Here is a 15,385-nt window from a genome sequence, read left to right on the forward strand (position 1 = left end):
AGAAGTATTTCCCTGACAAGGAAATACTTTTTTAATGAACTGCCTATTATAGGTTATCGACAAAATTCAAATAATCTTGTGCGCTTTTTTCCAATTCGCTCACGGATGGCTCATTTTCAGCACCATAAAACGCAAAGAATGAACGATAATCTGCATTGCAGTATAGGAAGGTAGTTTCAAAGGGAGATAATAAATGTTCAAGTGTATAGCGATATCTTCCTTCTTCACTATAATCCTCTTCGTTAATTCCGGCAGATACAGCTAAAGCAGCTTTGCGATTCTTTAATTTATCGCCTCCATTTGAACCATAAGCCCAACCATAAGTAAAAACATCGTCAAGCCATCTTTTTAGGAGAGGCGGACAATTAAACCAATAAAAAGGGAACTGTAAAACAAGATTACTATGCGATTCGATTAATTGCTTTTCTTTTTCCGCATTTATGTTTCCGTCAGGGTAAACCTTATACAATTCGTGTACTGTATACTTCTCCGGATATTTCCTTAGCGAATCTACCCATCGCTTATTTATGACGGATGTTTCCAGACTGGGGTGTGCTACGATAACAAGAGTTTTCAAAGATTTCTCCTCCTTAACTATTATTTATTTTAAGTATAAAGTGCACTCTGCAAGTGCGTAAGTATGCACTTTTAGTATAGGTACTTACCTAAAGGAGAGTGTTAAATCAGGTTTAACTAAAAAAACGATCTGTAAATTCCAATATGAAGAAGATGTTAATAAGGGAATCTTAAAAGGTCAGATAGTCACTTTTATATAGGAGGGATATGTACGGCTTTGAATTAGCCAAAATTGACTTACATCAGGGCTTTAAACAAAAGCGCCTGGAATGGTAAATTGTTAGAGATGTGATTGATTCCTTTTTAGAGTTGGGGAATATGGAAGCGGCTAGACTTTCCGGGATATCCGTTAATACCCATCTGATTCCAGCTCTATTTGCTGCAATCGGGGGAATTGTCCTTGCATTAAGGGGCATGAAATCGGAAATCAATTCAGGATCCCGCTATTGATGCCGTCGCAGCAGCCTTCATTGGTTCCTCCGTTTTAGGAGCGGGAAAACCGAATGCCTTTGGAGGCTTCAGCGGTGCAGTCCTGAGCGGATTCCTTATTATGGATGCGATTGATATCATCAAAGGAACAGTTCTTGCCCTAGCGCTCGCGGTAACCTATTACAAGCTAAAACACTAAAGTTTTACGAAAAATTAAGAAGAAAGAGGAAGAGGGTTCTTTTTAACCCTCTTTCCAATACACTCACTATATTTTGTTTTTATAAATGACTTTGCTAACATCGTGTCTTACTGTTTTGTGACCTTCTTTCATTCCTTTCCCCATGGCAATAAGCATAACATCTAAATACCTATCGGAAATGTTTAAGGCTGACTTTAATCGTTCGGAATCATACCCGGACATTGTAATGGTTTCAAGTCCTGCCTCGTTCGCCAATAAAACTAACGACATTGACGCCAGGCTTGCGTCTCTTATTAATTCAACCTTTAAATCTTCTTTTGATTTATTTAGATAATAATTGATTGCCGCGTTTGTTAGATAATCTCTTACAGATGCGTCAAAATAACCTTTTTGAAATTCATCCTCATGTATCATTATGATATTTTCTTTTTCAAATGCTTGATAATCACCTAGTATAACAATCAGTACTGAGGCTTCAATTACCTGTTGTTGATTAAAAGCGATGGGCAGTAACAAATCCTTTAAATATGGTTCATCTAAAACCAGGTATCGTGTTGCTTGAATATTGTTTCCGTTAGGCGACTTACTTGCTCCTTCAATAAGTGTCGCCAACGTGTCTGGACTAATTTTATAATGGGGATCATACTGCCTTACGGAACGTCTTTTTTCTATAGTCTCTCTTACACTCATCGTGTTCACTCCCAATGTTATATTTGCTTTATAATCAGAGTATAATGGACCCATGATGTAGAAGAAAATAACGCACAATAAAGTGGCATAGCCACCTTTATGTGCCTATTCAGGAGGAATGAGGAATGAAGAGTCTAAATACGGGAATAAATATTTTCATGAATACTGTAGGAGGAAAGTGGAAATGCTTAATCCTCTTTTTTCTGAGTCAAAAACCGATGAGGACAAAAGAATTTTATATTCTAATACCGGCCATAACCCAGAAAGTCTTAACCGACCAATTAAAGCAGCTGGAAAGAGATGGGCTTGTCCGAAGAGAAGTATATAAAGTAGTACCACCAAAAGTAGAATATAGTTTAACTGAGTTAGGTCAATCATTTGTACCTGTATTAAATACAATGTGTGAATGGGGCACTACATATGCAGTCGAACAAAACCTCGAAAGGCAAGATCAAATCTGTCGTCATCATAAATAAGATCTGCATCAACTAGTAGTATGGATTTTTTTGATAAGTTCAGTAAGGCAAGCAGAATTTAATATTATTAGAGGAAATGTCTTGAAGATGACTTTTGGCATTCTCTCTAAAGATTGTATTAGACTAACAGGTGCTTTGCCCCGCCCGCTCTTTTTTTAATGTAACGGTTAGTTGCATAAGATTTTTTTTGCTTTATAATTAGTACCAGGTGTTAATATCAAGTTATAAAATGATGCAATTCATACACACGAGGTGGCTATTCTATGTTCAAATCCAAAGCACGTATTACTGCGATAGGTTCGTATGTTCCTGAAAAAAGGTTAACAAATAAAGACTTAGAAAAAATGGTTGAAACCAATGATGAATGGATTGTTAAACGTACCGGTATTAAAGAACGAAGAATTGCACATGAAGAGGAGTTTACTAGTGATATAGGTTATAAAGCTGTAAAGGATTTAATGGAACGGTATGATAAATCTGTCGAAGATGTTGATATGATCATTGTCTGTACCTTTACTCCTGATTTTAACACTCCAAGTGTAGCATCTTTAGTCCAAGCAAAGCTAGGCATTAAGAATACTGGAGCTATTGATTTAAACGCTGCCTGTGCAGGATTTACTTATGGGCTCCATGTAGCTAATGGATTAGTAACATCGGGATTAAATAAGAAAATCCTAGTTATTGGAGCGGATACTTTATCAAAACTTATGGACTATGAAGATCGAGCCACTTGTATTTTATTTGGAGATGGCGGAGGAGCAGTTCTTGTAGAATATGATGAAAAACAGCCAAGTTTTCTTTCTTCACATTTATATTCGGAGGGTGAAGGCGGAAAACATTTATATAGTACAAACCTGTCGACACGCATAAATGGTGAAGACTTAAATGATAGCGGCAACCTTGTACAAAACGGACGTGAGGTTTATAAATGGGCTGTCACGACCGTTCCAAAAGGAATGCAAACTGTGGTGAAAAATGCAGAATATCAATTGAATGATGTTGATTGGTTCGTACCGCATAGTGCAAATTTAAGAATGATCGAGTCAATATGTGAAAGAAGCGGCTTTCCAATCGAACGAACTTTATATAGCTTAGTGGGGTATGGAAATACTTCTTCAGCAACAATTCCCTTATCTTTGGAAATAGGGATAAAAGAAGGGAAGCTCCGTGGTGGTGAGAAGGTTTTATTATATGGTTTCGGCGGTGGATTAGCTCAAGCTGGATTGCTTATCGATTGGACCCTATAAAGCTATTTTCCATAACTAAAAACTGAGTTTGTTCCAGAAGAAGGCCTCTCATCGGGGGCCTTCTTAAAGTATGATTCTTTGCAGAATTATATATTCAAGGTAAGGTAAAAACTATCTTTAAAACGATGCAGGAACATTACCTTCATTTGAACTGCAAATAATGAGGAAAAGAAATCTATAAAGAACAGTTTCCGTTATGTTTTTTACTCACGGAATTATCCTGAAGAATTGGGAATTGCAAAAGCCACAAAAAATGATTCGTGAAATTAGAAAGCGATCTTACAAGGCTTTTCCCTGCCACTTTCGTGTTAACTGGCTGCTATTTTTTAAAATTTTTTCTTTCTGCACCAATTCCATAAAATTAAACGGATACCCTTGATATATCAAGGTTTTCCTCGGTGTCACTCATAGGTTGCATAGTATTGCGCTTATTACTATCTTTACTTTGCACGATTCATCTCACAATACTAGGAGTAGGAAAGGCGATGAACTCATTATCATTTTTAGCGAACGATTAAAAAAAGAACGGGAAAAAAGAAATTGGTCACAAAATGATCTTGCAGAGAAGATTCATGTGAGTCGCCAATCTGTGTCCAAATGGGAAACGGGAAAAAATTATCCAAGTATTGAAGTACTCATTAATCTGAGTGATTTATTTTAGATTACGGTAGATGAATTATTAAGGAGTGACGAGGAATTGAAAGAAAAAATAATACGGGAAAGTAAGCAGTTAGCATTTCCAAATTGGAAAATGTTTTTTGATATCTTGTTACTAATAGGAGCATTTTTGTTAGTGTCTAAATTAATTATTTTTGGTCTTAACAAATTTGCCGGCACGGATATTACCATTTTAAAGAGCATGCCAGTTTTAGCGAGTTTTTTACCATTTGCTTTGATGGTTATTGGCGGTATCGGTTCGGATTATTTGAAGGATAAATATGTAGATTAAAAATACTTTCTTCTAAAAATGATAGTGATTCACATGGGAATGAAAACCTTTTGGAAAACTGATCATAAAAGAACAGAACCTTTGAATTTCAGGTTCTGTTCTATGTTTTTATTTGAACTTTTGCACTTCTTCATTTCCCTCGAATTTGTTATCTTTCAATATGCCAATTTCTTCAATATGATTTCGTGCCGTTTCATCCCCTAATTTATAAATGAGGGCATAAAGCCTTTTCATGGCTGCATCGTATTTATCATTTGCCCGGTCATGATGATAGAGAAGATAGGGCACATGTGATCGGGCATATGCCTCCAGGTCATCTTTTCGGTGTTCCTCCAAGCATTGTTTCAATTCTGCAAGTTCCTCATCAGTTGCGTGCACCGTGAAACTCGGATTCTCTTCAAGTTTTTGTCCGAGTACGTCACCGCTGACCAAATCGACATGGTAGGTATGTTTTTCCTGTATCATTCTGCACATCACCCTTTCCGGCATTTATCTATTCTGTACCACTATTTGTAAAAAGTTAATCATGAAAGTAAACATTTCCTTAATGAAAAAGATAGGAAATAAAGGTATCGGACTCCTTATCAAATGGTTTAAGATGGATTTACAGAATAATATGGCAAATGGAGTGGTGATATAGTGAAGAGGTCAATCATGGTTGTTTTTTTTGTGTTGATTGCTTCAGGCTGCGTAACAAGGAATTATGATTCCAATATGGATTTAGGGAAAAGTCAGTTGAATGAGGAAAATTATTTAGAAGCCCACGAGGCATTTGAATTAGCTTATAAAGAAGCAAAAACACCTAAATCAAGGGAGTTAATGGATCTTTCAGGTTTGCTGGCGAGTGGAATGAAGAAATACGACGAACAGGATTTTGAATCGGCCAAAAAAGATTTTGAAGAAGCAACCGCATATAAAGCAAAATACCGGGAAGGTAAACAAATGGTTTCAAAGGCGGCGGAAATGCACCCGGTATCAGACTCCGCCACGATAGAAGCAGTAGTGGGAAATGATGAAGTGAAATCCACGGAGGAAACAACCGAGGAAGGATCCAAAACAGAAGATGTGGCGGGAACGGATACAAAAGGCAAAGAAGGAAGCAAGGATTCGGATCGTTCATTAAGTAAATCTCAGGCGGAGAAGCTTGTGAGGGATTACGTGGATATGGAAAACTTTTCGCAATTGCAAATCGAATATGATCATGATGCCGAAAAGGGAGATTATATTTTTCATGTTTTCGAGGTAGATGAACCTAGTCAGAAAAGCGGACACAAAACCACTTGGGGCTGGTATGGCGTGAATAAGGAGACCAAAGAAGTTTATGAAGTCATGTAAGGATAACTGAATGGTCGAAATGGGAGGCCCCTGTTGTGGCCTTTTTATTTTGTTGTGCGGCAACATACAGGATTCGATAAAATTTTTTGATTTTTGTTAAAGGATAGCCGAATTCTTTATTTTCTTAAGGATTTTTTAATAATTCCTGTTTATGATTGAGGCAAGTAAAGGACAATCATAGGAGGGATAAAGATGGAGAATTATAATGGTGAGGAGCAAGTCAGAATCAAGGCAGAACGGAAAAAGGGTAAGTCTCTCTGGATAACTAGCCTTGTTTCCGGAACGGTTGCTTCTATGGTTACATCATCTGTATTTCTATTTGGCGGAGAATTTATAGATCAAGGGAAAAGTTCAGTGAATGAGTCAACCGAAACGGCAGGTGTACAGCAAACGGACAGTGTTGAAAAGGATAAAAATGTCACGGCGGAAAAGTTATCGACAAGTACGGATTCAAATGATAGGGCAGAGATGGTCGAATCAGCATCCAAATCGATTGTAGGGGTCGTGAATTTACAGGAGATGCAAAGCCAGAACCCGTACCAGCGGCAAAGCACGGAGAGCGAAACGGTTGAGAGCGGAACTGGCTCAGGGGTCATTTATAAAAAAGCTGATGGGAAGGCCTATATCATCACGAACAATCATGTTATTGAAGGAGCTAAGGAAGTCGAAATTTCATTGTATGACGGACAAAAGGCAACGGCAGCTGTTGTCGGGGCCGATGCTTTGACGGATTTAGCGGTTTTGACAATTGATGCCTCGAAAGCACCAGAGGGAATTAAATTCGGGAATTCTGATAGCATGCGTCCAGGTGAAGAGGTATTGGCAATTGGCAACCCACTTGGACTTGATTTTTCAAGATCGGTTACACAAGGGATCGTCAGTGCCAACGGACGCACCATTTCAGTCGATACCGCGGACGGGGAGTGGGCACTTGATGTCCTTCAAACCGATGCAGCAATCAACCCTGGCAATAGCGGCGGTGCATTGATCAACACCGCTGGGGAAGTGATCGGCATAAACAGTCTGAAGATTTCTGAAAACGGTGTGGAAGGCTTAGGGTTTGCCATACCAAGTAATGATGTGATTCCGATTGTTACGGAACTGATTGAAAATGGAAAAATCACACGTCCATATTTAGGAGTCAGCTTGGCCAGTATGGAAGAACTGCCGCAATATTACATTCAAAATGTTCCTGAAGCCGTAAAGTCCGGTGTAATGGTGACGAGTATAGAAGCGGGATCGGCTGCGGCGAATGGAGGGCTAAAGCAACAGGATATCATTGTTAAGATTGATGGAACGAAGATAAATACTTCCGCAGCATTAAGGAAATACTTATATACAAATAAGAAAATCGGCGATAAAGTAAAAATTAAAGTATACCGAGGTACTGAAGAGAAAACGGTATCGATAACCTTGCAAAAACCATAGAAAGAGGTAAGGCCCCTGATCATTCATCAGGGGCCTTTTATTTAGAAGTTTTTAATAGTAAACACAAGGTTATATCGGAAAAATAGATAGTGTATTTGCACTGTTTTTTAGATTCTTCATATAGTCTTTAATACCTAAAAGCTAATAGTGGCGTGTTCTACTTGTCAAGGTTTCCATTGTGGATATGTTAAAATATAGAAAAGATTTGACAAATTTGTGAAATGTCATAAAATAGAAAGAAAGGGGATGAAATTATGGAAGCTAATCAGAAGATGTTAGATGCAGTGAAATGGGTATCGGGCACAGGTTGTGTAATCGGAATTATTATTTTTGCTTTAAGTTTCATTGTAAGCGATTACAATAAAGATTATATATTTACCTCCGTTGGAATCGCCATCACACTAAGCGCAGCTGCAATTTTTCTAGTTGGTATATTTTTTGTCCTGACAGAAGAAATGGTAATGAAAACACATAAAGGTGAAAGAATTGTACCGGAAACGACTAAAATCATAAAAATGAAGTCAAAGGCTAACACCCAAACAAAAAGAAGTACAGAATTCAGTAACTAAAACGAGGAATATAGCATAATGAGCATTCTATCATCAGATTTACTAACATGGATGAACGCCTGTCTAAAGAATTTGAGTCAAAGTGATCCGAATGATTGAATGCGCTTTCATTTTGTGGAGGACTTGGATTAATTATCAGTTGGCTACTTTTTAATTCAATACAATATACTGCGCTCGTTATGTATCAAAAATATGACCAACCCTTTCATTTAATGGAATACACACGATGTGCTCGGATATCCAAACCGAACTGCCCGAACGCAGGAAGTTCTAACTTTAAACTTTGAACTATATCCACGAGAAAAGGACATTTTTTAAAAGTCCTTTTCTCGTGGTTTTTTTTTACACTTTTACTTGAAGTTTCATTCAATGAGGAAGTGTGGGTTTCAAAGGCGGAGTTTATTGAACAACCAAATGTCCTTTTCTGTAATTCAGACCTGTCCTGCTGACCGATAAACATCACTAGTTGCAACAAGTTTGGCCGACCCCTGAATTATTTCACTTATGACTACTGGTAAACGGCTCGTTAGGAATACTGAAAGGGCAATAAGTATTGCAATGAGAAAGAGCCCAATTTACCCACTCGTTGTTTCCTTATATACATATAATATTGACCAGTGTTGGATCAATAGAGTTTGGAAGCATGGATTCAACATCATATCCAATGCGGCTACCATTTACCAACTTCCCTGGCCGAGTGTGAAAAATCCGTTTTAAATCATGTTTTCCAACGATAAATACCTACTTGACAGGATAGGTAATATCATTCATATTCTTGAGGGAGGTTGAGGCAATAAACACGGAGAATATAATGTGAAATTTTCATTTCATTATATTAGAGTAATAATAAATGGATAGTGGACCGGCAATATATGCAATCCTGTAATGATAAGTGAATTCCATATGTATGTTATTAAACAATTATTATATTTCATTTGCTAAAGATTTTCGAACATTTCCGTTCATTTACCATCTTCTTACTGCTCTTTATTGAACTTTATGTGACAGATGTCACTTTGTATTGTCTTTTTTTAGACTTGGGATTAATATTGGTATGTCGGGGTTTGTGAACATGGTAACACTTTGTCCGAATAATTACCAATTGGAATTTTATTATGTAAGAAAGGGGTAGTACTATGAAAATAAAATGGGCTCTATTAACTATACTTTTTACTATTGCCACTGTGCTAACCGGTTGCGATAACCCATTAATGGTCTTGGACCCTAAAGGGCCAGTAGCTGCAACACAAGCAGATGTTATTATGATTTCGATATGGACAATGGCCTTTGTCGTCCTTGTCGTTATGGTACTGTATATCTTCATGATAATGAAATATCGTGCTTCCAAACAACGTGATGATTATGAACCGCCTCATATTGAAGGAAGTAAGGTTCTTGAAATAATTTGGGTTGCGATCCCAATTATAATCGTCGCTTTCCTATCCGTTGTTACTGTTAAAACAACAAATGAAGTTGAGGCAACACCTAAAGGATACGGAGATCAAGAACCTTTAGTTATTTACGCTTCATCTTCCAACTGGAAGTGGCATTTTAGTTATCCGGAAGAAGATATCGAAACGGTCAACTATCTGTTTATACCGACTAACCGACCAATCGAATTTAAACTTTACTCATTCGGTCCAATCTCAAGTTTCTGGATTCCGCAACTTGGAGGACAAAAATACGCGATGTCGGACATGGTTAATACGTTGCACTTAGCAGCTGATGTACCAGGTGAGTATATGGGTCGAAATTCAAACTTCAGTGGTTCAGGTTTTGCTCAGCAAACGTTCAACGTTAAAGCATTGTCAGCAAAAGATTACGATAAGTGGGTAGATGAAATTAAAGCTACTGCTAAACCGATTACTGAGGAAAAATTCAATGAATTATTAAAACCTGGTCATGTGGGACAATCCACATACACTGGAACTCACTTAGAGTTTTCACCAGCTCCTGAAGGGGAAAATGCTGGTCATGACCACGGATCTTCTGATACTGAAGAACATGATTCCAAGGATTCACACGAGGAACATTCAGAACACAGCAACATGAATCACTAAGAATTAATTTCGTTCGATAAAACAACTAGGTTTACAAGATAAGGAATATTTTCCTGAAAGGAGTCACAAAAGTATGGATTACTTTGATCGATTTGCCGTACCTCATCCAAGTCCTGCGATTTATGCATCCATGGTTGCCATTGGTTTAACCATGATTGCGGTTGTTGCCGGAATTACCTATTTTAAAAAATGGGGTTACTTATGGCGTGAGTGGTTAACAACGGTTGACCATAAACGTATTGGTATCATGTACATCTTGGCAGCACTGCTTATGCTTTTCCGCGGTGGCGTCGATGCTCTTATGATGCGTGCTCAAACGGCTATTCCAGATAACGGTCTTTTGGATGGACAGCATTATAATGAGGTATTTACAACACACGGGGTCGTCATGATCCTGTTCATGGCTATGCCATTTATCATTGGGTTAATGAACATTGTTACACCATTACAAATTGGAGCGCGTGACGTAGCATTCCCACGTCTGAACGCAGTAAGCTTCTGGTTATTCTTCATGGGGGCAATGCTATTTAACATCTCTTTCGTAGTGGGTGGTTCTCCTGATGCAGGTTGGACATCTTACTTCCCGCTGGCAAGTAACGATTTCAGTGAATCAGTCGGTTCGAACTATTACGCGATTTCACTTCAAATCGCAGGTATTGGTACATTAATGACTGGTATCAACTTTATCGTAACCATCTTGAAAATGAGAGCACCTGGCCTGAACTTAATGAAAATGCCAATGTTCACATGGTCTATCTTGATTACAAACTTCATTATCGTTTTCGCTTTCCCTGTATTGACAGTGGCACTTGCGTTGATGACAATGGATCGTCTATTCGGAACTCAATTCTTTACGATGGCCAATGGCGGTAGCGATATGCTTTGGGCAAACTTGTTCTGGGTTTGGGGACATCCTGAAGTTTATATAGTTATTCTTCCAGCTTTCGGTATTTACAGTGAAATCATTTCGACATTTGCACGTCGTAACCTGTACGGGTATAATTCGATGGTTATCTCCATGGTAGCTATTTCTACACTATCTTTCATTGTATGGGCTCACCATTTCTATACAATGGGCCACGGTGCAATGGTTAATGGAATCTTCTCGATTACCACGATGGCAATTGCCGTCCCGACTGGTGTTAAGATCTTCAACTGGTTGTTCACACTTTGGAAAGGTAAAATCGTGTTTACCGTTCCAATGCTATACTCTTTAGCTTTCATTCCGATTTTCACACTCGGTGGGGTAACAGGGGTTATGCTTGCCATGGCAAGTGCTGACTACCAATACCATAATACAATGTTCTTAGTAGCTCACTTCCATTACGTTTTAATCCCTGGTACTGTATTTGCCGTACTTGCCGGTTTCACGTACTGGTGGCCAAAAATGTTTGGTTTCATGTTGAGCGAAAAAATTGGAAAATGGTCGTTCTGGTTCATTATAGTCGGCTTTAATGTAACATTCTTCCCGATGTTCATCACTGGTTTAGATGGGCAGGCACGTCGTATGTATACGTACTCTGAATCAACGGGATATGGTCCATTGAATATGCTCTCTTTCGTTGGAGCGATTGGTTTAGCAATAGGCTTTGCACTTATTGTGTACAATATCTATTGGAGTACTCGTTATGCATCAAGAAATATCTCAAACGATCCATGGGATGCACGTTCTCTAGAGTGGGCTACACATACACCAATCCCTGAATATAACTTTGCAATTGTGCCAACAGTTGCTTCTACAGAAGCATTCTGGGATGCAAAGAAAAAAGGCTTTAAATTATTTGGCGGTAAAGTAGAAAAGATTCATATGCCAAATAACAGTGGCGTGCCGTTTATCATGAGCTGTATCTTCTTCGTTTGGGGCTTTGCATTGGTATTCAGCATGTGGATCATTGCAATCATTGCAACGATCGGTATCTTTGCTTGTATGATTCATCGTTCATTCGAAAAAGATCACGGACGTTATATCTCTGTTGAAGAGATCGAAGAAACTGAAAATAAATTGCGAGGTGCTAAGTAATGAAAATAGATAACTCGCTGCCACTTGAATATAGCACGGAAGAAAATCGCTTAAAGATTTTTGGATTCTGGATTTTCCTGGGAGCAGAAATAGCTCTTTTCGCTACACTGTTCGCCACTTATTTTGTCTTAGTTGGTGGTACTGGAAATGGTCCAACAGGGGAACATCTTTTTAAAGTCCCAACACTAATGTTTCAAACAATCTTTCTTTTAACTAGTAGTTTTACCATAGGTCTTGGAATCAATGCGATGAGACTTGGCAGGCAGAAAGCGACGATTGGTTTCTTCATTATCACCCTTATTCTTGGTTTAGGCTTTTTAGGAGTCGAAATTTATGAATTCGTGGAGTATGTACATGAAGGAGCAACGATTCAAACAAGTGCTTTCTTATCTAGTTTGTTCACACTACTAGGTACGCATGGAGCTCACGTTACACTTGGTTTATTCTGGGGAACCTTCATCACCATGCAGATTAAAAAACGCGGTATGACTCCACAGACAACAAACAAGGCTTTCATCTTTTCACTTTACTGGCATTTCTTGGACGTTGTCTGGATTTTCATCTTCAGTTTCGTCTACCTGAAAGGAATGATGTAATATGAAAGAATTATTCCCACGGGGCCAAGTTATGGGATTTGCTTTTTCGCTAGTTCTGACTTTGGTCGCATTATCAGTTATTATGTTTGATCTCTCACTTAAAATGGCTATGATCATCCTACTTGTTACAGCTTTCATGCAAGCAGCACTTCAATTTGTTATGTTCATGCATGCAGGAGAGTCTGAAGATAAAGCATCGATTTACACAAACGTTTACTACGGATTGTTCGTTGCATTGGTTACAATTTTCGGTACAATGCTAACTATGATTTGGGGATACCAATAATCGATTCTGGAAAAGCTGGGCGTCTTGATGACGTCCAGTTTTTTTGTATGTTAATTCTTATACCGGCCTATCCATTTCATTCATGGAAGTTTGCTTAACAAGGATGTGGCTATCCATTTGTTTAGTATAACCATTTCACAACATTATATTTATAAATGGGGATTTTCACTTTTGAAGCATTCCAGTGTGTTTAAGTGCAATGTGTTACTGGGGTAAAACGTTAATAGAAGGGACACATCAACTAAGAAGACGATCAGCCATTTTTGATATAAAAAGTTATATAAGAATTAATTAATTAATATAGCGGAGATGATGAATTGACATTGCCGGTTTTGATTGTGACAATTATCTTAAGTTTGTTAAAAATATTGGTTTTCTGTCTTCCAACAGATGCAGTTAATTGGATTATCAGTAAATTTAAAATACATTCAGAAATTAGTGGCGGGAATGCGATCATAACCTTTGACGGAAAACGTTTGGAAGGTGAAGAAAAAATTCAAGTTATTAATTATTTTTAATAGCGCTAGATTTTTGAAGAAAAATCATATATTCCCGGGAATGAGGAATTGTTTTTACATCCAGATAATAGTGGGACTCCATTGGTCATTGATACTAAAAGAGGCAAAAAGGATGTTAGGTTATTTGTATATATTTACAGCGACCGCGTGGATGTAGTTAAACAGTACAAGAAGAAGCTCATTTCTTATAGTCTGTTTTCCGATAGCCTCCAAGAACGTTCCATGCCATTAATAAGAAATTTAGTTTAATAGAACATTAAAAAGACGGTCCTTAAAAGACCGTCTTTGAGATTGTAAACAAAAGGGTTAAAACATAGTTGATTGGAGCGGGTGTGCGAGACTCCTGCGGGAAAAGCGAGTCCAAGGGAGACACCGCGGGCGCAAAGGCACCGGAGAGGTTCCCGGACCGCCCGCGGAAAGCGAGTGCCTGGATTGGAAATTAACGGTTAAATTGTCTGCAGCTGAGACGGGCCTTAAAAAGACCTTCTTTTTTATAAGGCTTTTAATATAATTCCATTTCAAAGATATTTTTTCATTATGAAAATTCTGGTACACAAACTGGCATCTTGATTTTAGTGCCTTTTGAAAAAAACAATTAAAAGTGTTATTAAGTAGGAGGGGATTGCAAGAGGGTCGTTAATCGTGCATATGAAAAGTATTTGGGATAGTATTTAAGGGAATAAAAAAGCAGGTATCTATTGCGATGCCTGCTTTTTTATGCTTTCCATTGTTTTTCAACTTGATGAAGGGCTTGTTGTAAAATTACTTCATGATCAGTACCCGGTTTAGCAAGGACGTTAGTTTGATAAGATTTTCCTTGGAAATCAACTGTTACTGTAACTTTTACCATTATGCATCTTTCCTTTCCTAATTCAGAATTAAATGAGGTGGTTGTACCTATTTCTTTTATACCCGTAGCAGAAGGATAATCAAACATTTCAAAAGCTAAAATCGTGAGAATTAATATTCAAAATTATCTGATATTTTAAGCGGGGTGTCAACACTTTTTTTTTGACATGCCCCATTTTCAGGTTTTTTAAAAAACGACCTGGCTTGTATACATGACAGCCAGGTTGTTTTTTTAAAACGAACTATATTCATATTTTAGTTAAAATAATACCGATTAATGCTGCAAGGACACCAGCAATTTGATAGTTTTTTAGTCTTTCCTTGAATATATAACATCCAGCGAATACGACAACCAAACAGTTCAGGCTGACGACAGGGAAAATGATGCTTGCGATGCCAGTGTTCAACGCAAAGAAATAACATCCATAGCCTATCATGCTTAAAAAGCCTACTAAGGAACCGATTTTGACTTCCTTTAGCTTGATTTTTTCTTTTTTAAAGGCTAGAGCCGAAAGAAGATAAAGCATTCCGCCTCCATACATTGATACAAGGATATCAAGGGAGTTTAATTGAAGACGTGTTGATGTCGTCATAAGAATGCCGAGCACACCAAAAGATAAGATGGAAAGTAATGTGTGCATCATCCATGGGACATATTGATGATTACCTTTTGCATTAGGTGTATATTGGATGACTAATGTAGCGATAAACATGCAGGCGATTCCACTCCACTGCAAGGAAGAAATATGTTCGTGAAATATTAAAGCTGCACAGAGAATGGGGAATATGGCATTCGCTGCGATTAATGGAGATGTCAAGCTTGCCGGACCTTTTTCAAAGGCGCTTGCCATCTGGATGTTACCATTGGCGTTCAGTACACCAATTGCTGCACCAAGCATGATGGACAGCCAGTTCAGCTGCAAACCATCCATTGATACTCCATAAACAATGGACAAAATAAAAGCTGAAAAATAAAAGAAAAATTGGATATGTATCTTGGAATACCCTTTTCCGCTGCTCCATTTAAAAATGCTGTTATTGATTCCGAAACATAAACTCGTGATGAGTGCTGCAAAAATCCACATTGACTTAATCTCTTCCTTCATGTAGGATAAACTTCTTCTACATTTTAAGCTGAATGCCCTTAGGAATCAAACC

The 15,385-nt window shown here is 38.0% G+C and carries 14 protein-coding genes and 3 pseudogenes; 12 read left to right on the forward strand and 5 right to left on the reverse strand.

Annotated elements, in window-relative coordinates:
• Positions 1-46: 46 nt before the first annotated feature.
• Positions 47-577, reverse strand: a complete 531-nt coding sequence (locus OTG27_RS12605) for an NAD(P)H-dependent oxidoreductase (protein ID WP_268937118.1) — start codon at positions 575-577, stop codon at positions 47-49.
• Between the two features lie 311 nt (positions 578-888).
• Here OTG27_RS12605 and OTG27_RS12610 point away from each other — a divergent pair.
• Positions 889-1,204, forward strand: a pseudogene (locus OTG27_RS12610) (ABC transporter permease); the annotation flags it as partial.
• A gap of 66 nt (positions 1,205-1,270) precedes the next feature.
• On the opposite strand, the gene OTG27_RS12615 reads toward OTG27_RS12610, so the two are convergent.
• Positions 1,271-1,894, reverse strand: coding sequence for a nitroreductase family protein (locus OTG27_RS12615; RefSeq protein ID WP_268937119.1), 624 nt, complete (start codon positions 1,892-1,894; stop codon positions 1,271-1,273).
• A gap of 125 nt (positions 1,895-2,019) precedes the next feature.
• Between OTG27_RS12615 and OTG27_RS12620 the strand changes: the two genes are divergently transcribed.
• From OTG27_RS12620 to OTG27_RS12630, 3 genes and pseudogenes are all read left to right on the forward strand, one after another.
• On the forward strand, positions 2,020-2,370 hold the full coding sequence (locus tag OTG27_RS12620) for a winged helix-turn-helix transcriptional regulator (protein ID WP_034305903.1): 351 nt from the start codon (positions 2,020-2,022) through the stop codon (positions 2,368-2,370).
• A 263-nt stretch (positions 2,371-2,633) separates the two neighbouring features.
• Positions 2,634-3,617, forward strand: coding sequence for a ketoacyl-ACP synthase III (locus OTG27_RS12625; RefSeq protein ID WP_187050439.1), 984 nt, complete (start codon positions 2,634-2,636; stop codon positions 3,615-3,617).
• Between the two features lie 496 nt (positions 3,618-4,113).
• Positions 4,114-4,566 (forward strand): annotated as a pseudogene (locus tag OTG27_RS12630) (helix-turn-helix domain-containing protein).
• Between the two features lie 108 nt (positions 4,567-4,674).
• On the opposite strand, the gene OTG27_RS12635 reads toward OTG27_RS12630, so the two are convergent.
• Positions 4,675-5,031, reverse strand: a complete 357-nt coding sequence (locus tag OTG27_RS12635) for a hypothetical protein (protein WP_057278572.1) — start codon at positions 5,029-5,031, stop codon at positions 4,675-4,677.
• 189 nt (positions 5,032-5,220) lie between these two features.
• Here OTG27_RS12635 and OTG27_RS12640 point away from each other — a divergent pair, with 189 nt between their 5' ends.
• The 8 genes and pseudogenes from OTG27_RS12640 (at position 5,221) to OTG27_RS12675 (ending at position 13,627) form a co-directional block, all read left to right on the forward strand.
• Complete coding sequence (locus OTG27_RS12640) at positions 5,221-5,901, forward strand: hypothetical protein (protein ID WP_268937120.1); 681 nt, start codon at positions 5,221-5,223, stop codon at positions 5,899-5,901.
• 192 nt (positions 5,902-6,093) lie between these two features.
• Complete coding sequence (locus tag OTG27_RS12645) at positions 6,094-7,329, forward strand: S1C family serine protease (RefSeq protein ID WP_268937121.1); 1,236 nt, start codon at positions 6,094-6,096, stop codon at positions 7,327-7,329.
• A gap of 254 nt (positions 7,330-7,583) precedes the next feature.
• A complete protein-coding gene (locus OTG27_RS12650; RefSeq protein WP_057278575.1) occupies positions 7,584-7,898 on the forward strand; it encodes a hypothetical protein in 315 nt (104 codons plus the stop codon).
• A gap of 1,136 nt (positions 7,899-9,034) precedes the next feature.
• Positions 9,035-9,958, forward strand: a complete 924-nt coding sequence (gene qoxA / locus OTG27_RS12655; RefSeq protein WP_268937122.1) for a cytochrome aa3 quinol oxidase subunit II — start codon at positions 9,035-9,037, stop codon at positions 9,956-9,958.
• Positions 9,959-10,031: 73 nt separating this feature from the next.
• A complete protein-coding gene (gene qoxB / locus OTG27_RS12660) occupies positions 10,032-11,978 on the forward strand; it encodes a cytochrome aa3 quinol oxidase subunit I (RefSeq protein ID WP_057278577.1) in 1,947 nt (648 codons plus the stop codon).
• Positions 11,978-12,574 (forward strand): cytochrome aa3 quinol oxidase subunit III, encoded by a 597-nt coding sequence (gene qoxC, locus OTG27_RS12665; RefSeq protein ID WP_057278578.1) that lies wholly within the window; start codon positions 11,978-11,980, stop codon positions 12,572-12,574. Before qoxB ends, qoxC begins: the two co-directional genes overlap by 1 nt.
• A gap of 1 nt (position 12,575) precedes the next feature.
• Complete coding sequence (qoxD, locus tag OTG27_RS12670) at positions 12,576-12,860, forward strand: cytochrome aa3 quinol oxidase subunit IV (protein WP_057278579.1); 285 nt, start codon at positions 12,576-12,578, stop codon at positions 12,858-12,860.
• Positions 12,861-13,198: 338 nt separating this feature from the next.
• Positions 13,199-13,627, forward strand: a pseudogene (locus OTG27_RS12675) (YfmQ family protein).
• A gap of 466 nt (positions 13,628-14,093) precedes the next feature.
• On the opposite strand, the gene OTG27_RS12680 reads toward OTG27_RS12675, so the two are convergent.
• Together OTG27_RS12680 and OTG27_RS12685 are read right to left on the reverse strand one after the other, a co-directional pair.
• A complete protein-coding gene (locus tag OTG27_RS12680; RefSeq protein WP_034305885.1) occupies positions 14,094-14,228 on the reverse strand; it encodes a BA3454 family stress response protein in 135 nt (44 codons plus the stop codon).
• A 247-nt stretch (positions 14,229-14,475) separates the two neighbouring features.
• Positions 14,476-15,333, reverse strand: a complete 858-nt coding sequence (locus tag OTG27_RS12685) for an EamA family transporter (RefSeq protein ID WP_268937123.1) — start codon at positions 15,331-15,333, stop codon at positions 14,476-14,478.
• Positions 15,334-15,385: the final 52 nt, after the last annotated feature.

This window comes from Peribacillus sp. AS_2 (assembly GCF_026891895.1).
Classification (GTDB): Bacteria; Bacillota; Bacilli; order Bacillales; family DSM-1321; genus Peribacillus; species Peribacillus frigoritolerans.

Coding starts and splice junctions, on each gene's coding strand:
- OTG27_RS12615 (WP_268937119.1), bottom strand. CDS start 1,894: ATGAGTGTAAGAGAGACTATAGAAAAAAGACGTTCCGTAAGGCAGTAT.
- OTG27_RS12620 (WP_034305903.1), top strand. CDS start 2,020: ATGAAGAGTCTAAATACGGGAATAAATATTTTCATGAATACTGTAGGA.
- OTG27_RS12625 (WP_187050439.1), top strand. CDS start 2,634: ATGTTCAAATCCAAAGCACGTATTACTGCGATAGGTTCGTATGTTCCT.
- OTG27_RS12635 (WP_057278572.1), bottom strand. CDS start 5,031: ATGATACAGGAAAAACATACCTACCATGTCGATTTGGTCAGCGGTGAC.
- OTG27_RS12640 (WP_268937120.1), top strand. CDS start 5,221: ATGGTTGTTTTTTTTGTGTTGATTGCTTCAGGCTGCGTAACAAGGAAT.
- OTG27_RS12645 (WP_268937121.1), top strand. CDS start 6,094: ATGGAGAATTATAATGGTGAGGAGCAAGTCAGAATCAAGGCAGAACGG.
- OTG27_RS12650 (WP_057278575.1), top strand. CDS start 7,584: ATGGAAGCTAATCAGAAGATGTTAGATGCAGTGAAATGGGTATCGGGC.
- qoxA (WP_268937122.1), top strand. CDS start 9,035: ATGAAAATAAAATGGGCTCTATTAACTATACTTTTTACTATTGCCACT.
- qoxB (WP_057278577.1), top strand. CDS start 10,032: ATGGATTACTTTGATCGATTTGCCGTACCTCATCCAAGTCCTGCGATT.
- qoxC (WP_057278578.1), top strand. CDS start 11,978: ATGAAAATAGATAACTCGCTGCCACTTGAATATAGCACGGAAGAAAAT.
- qoxD (WP_057278579.1), top strand. CDS start 12,576: ATGAAAGAATTATTCCCACGGGGCCAAGTTATGGGATTTGCTTTTTCG.
- OTG27_RS12680 (WP_034305885.1), bottom strand. CDS start 14,228: ATGGTAAAAGTTACAGTAACAGTTGATTTCCAAGGAAAATCTTATCAA.
- OTG27_RS12685 (WP_268937123.1), bottom strand. CDS start 15,333: ATGAAGGAAGAGATTAAGTCAATGTGGATTTTTGCAGCACTCATCACG.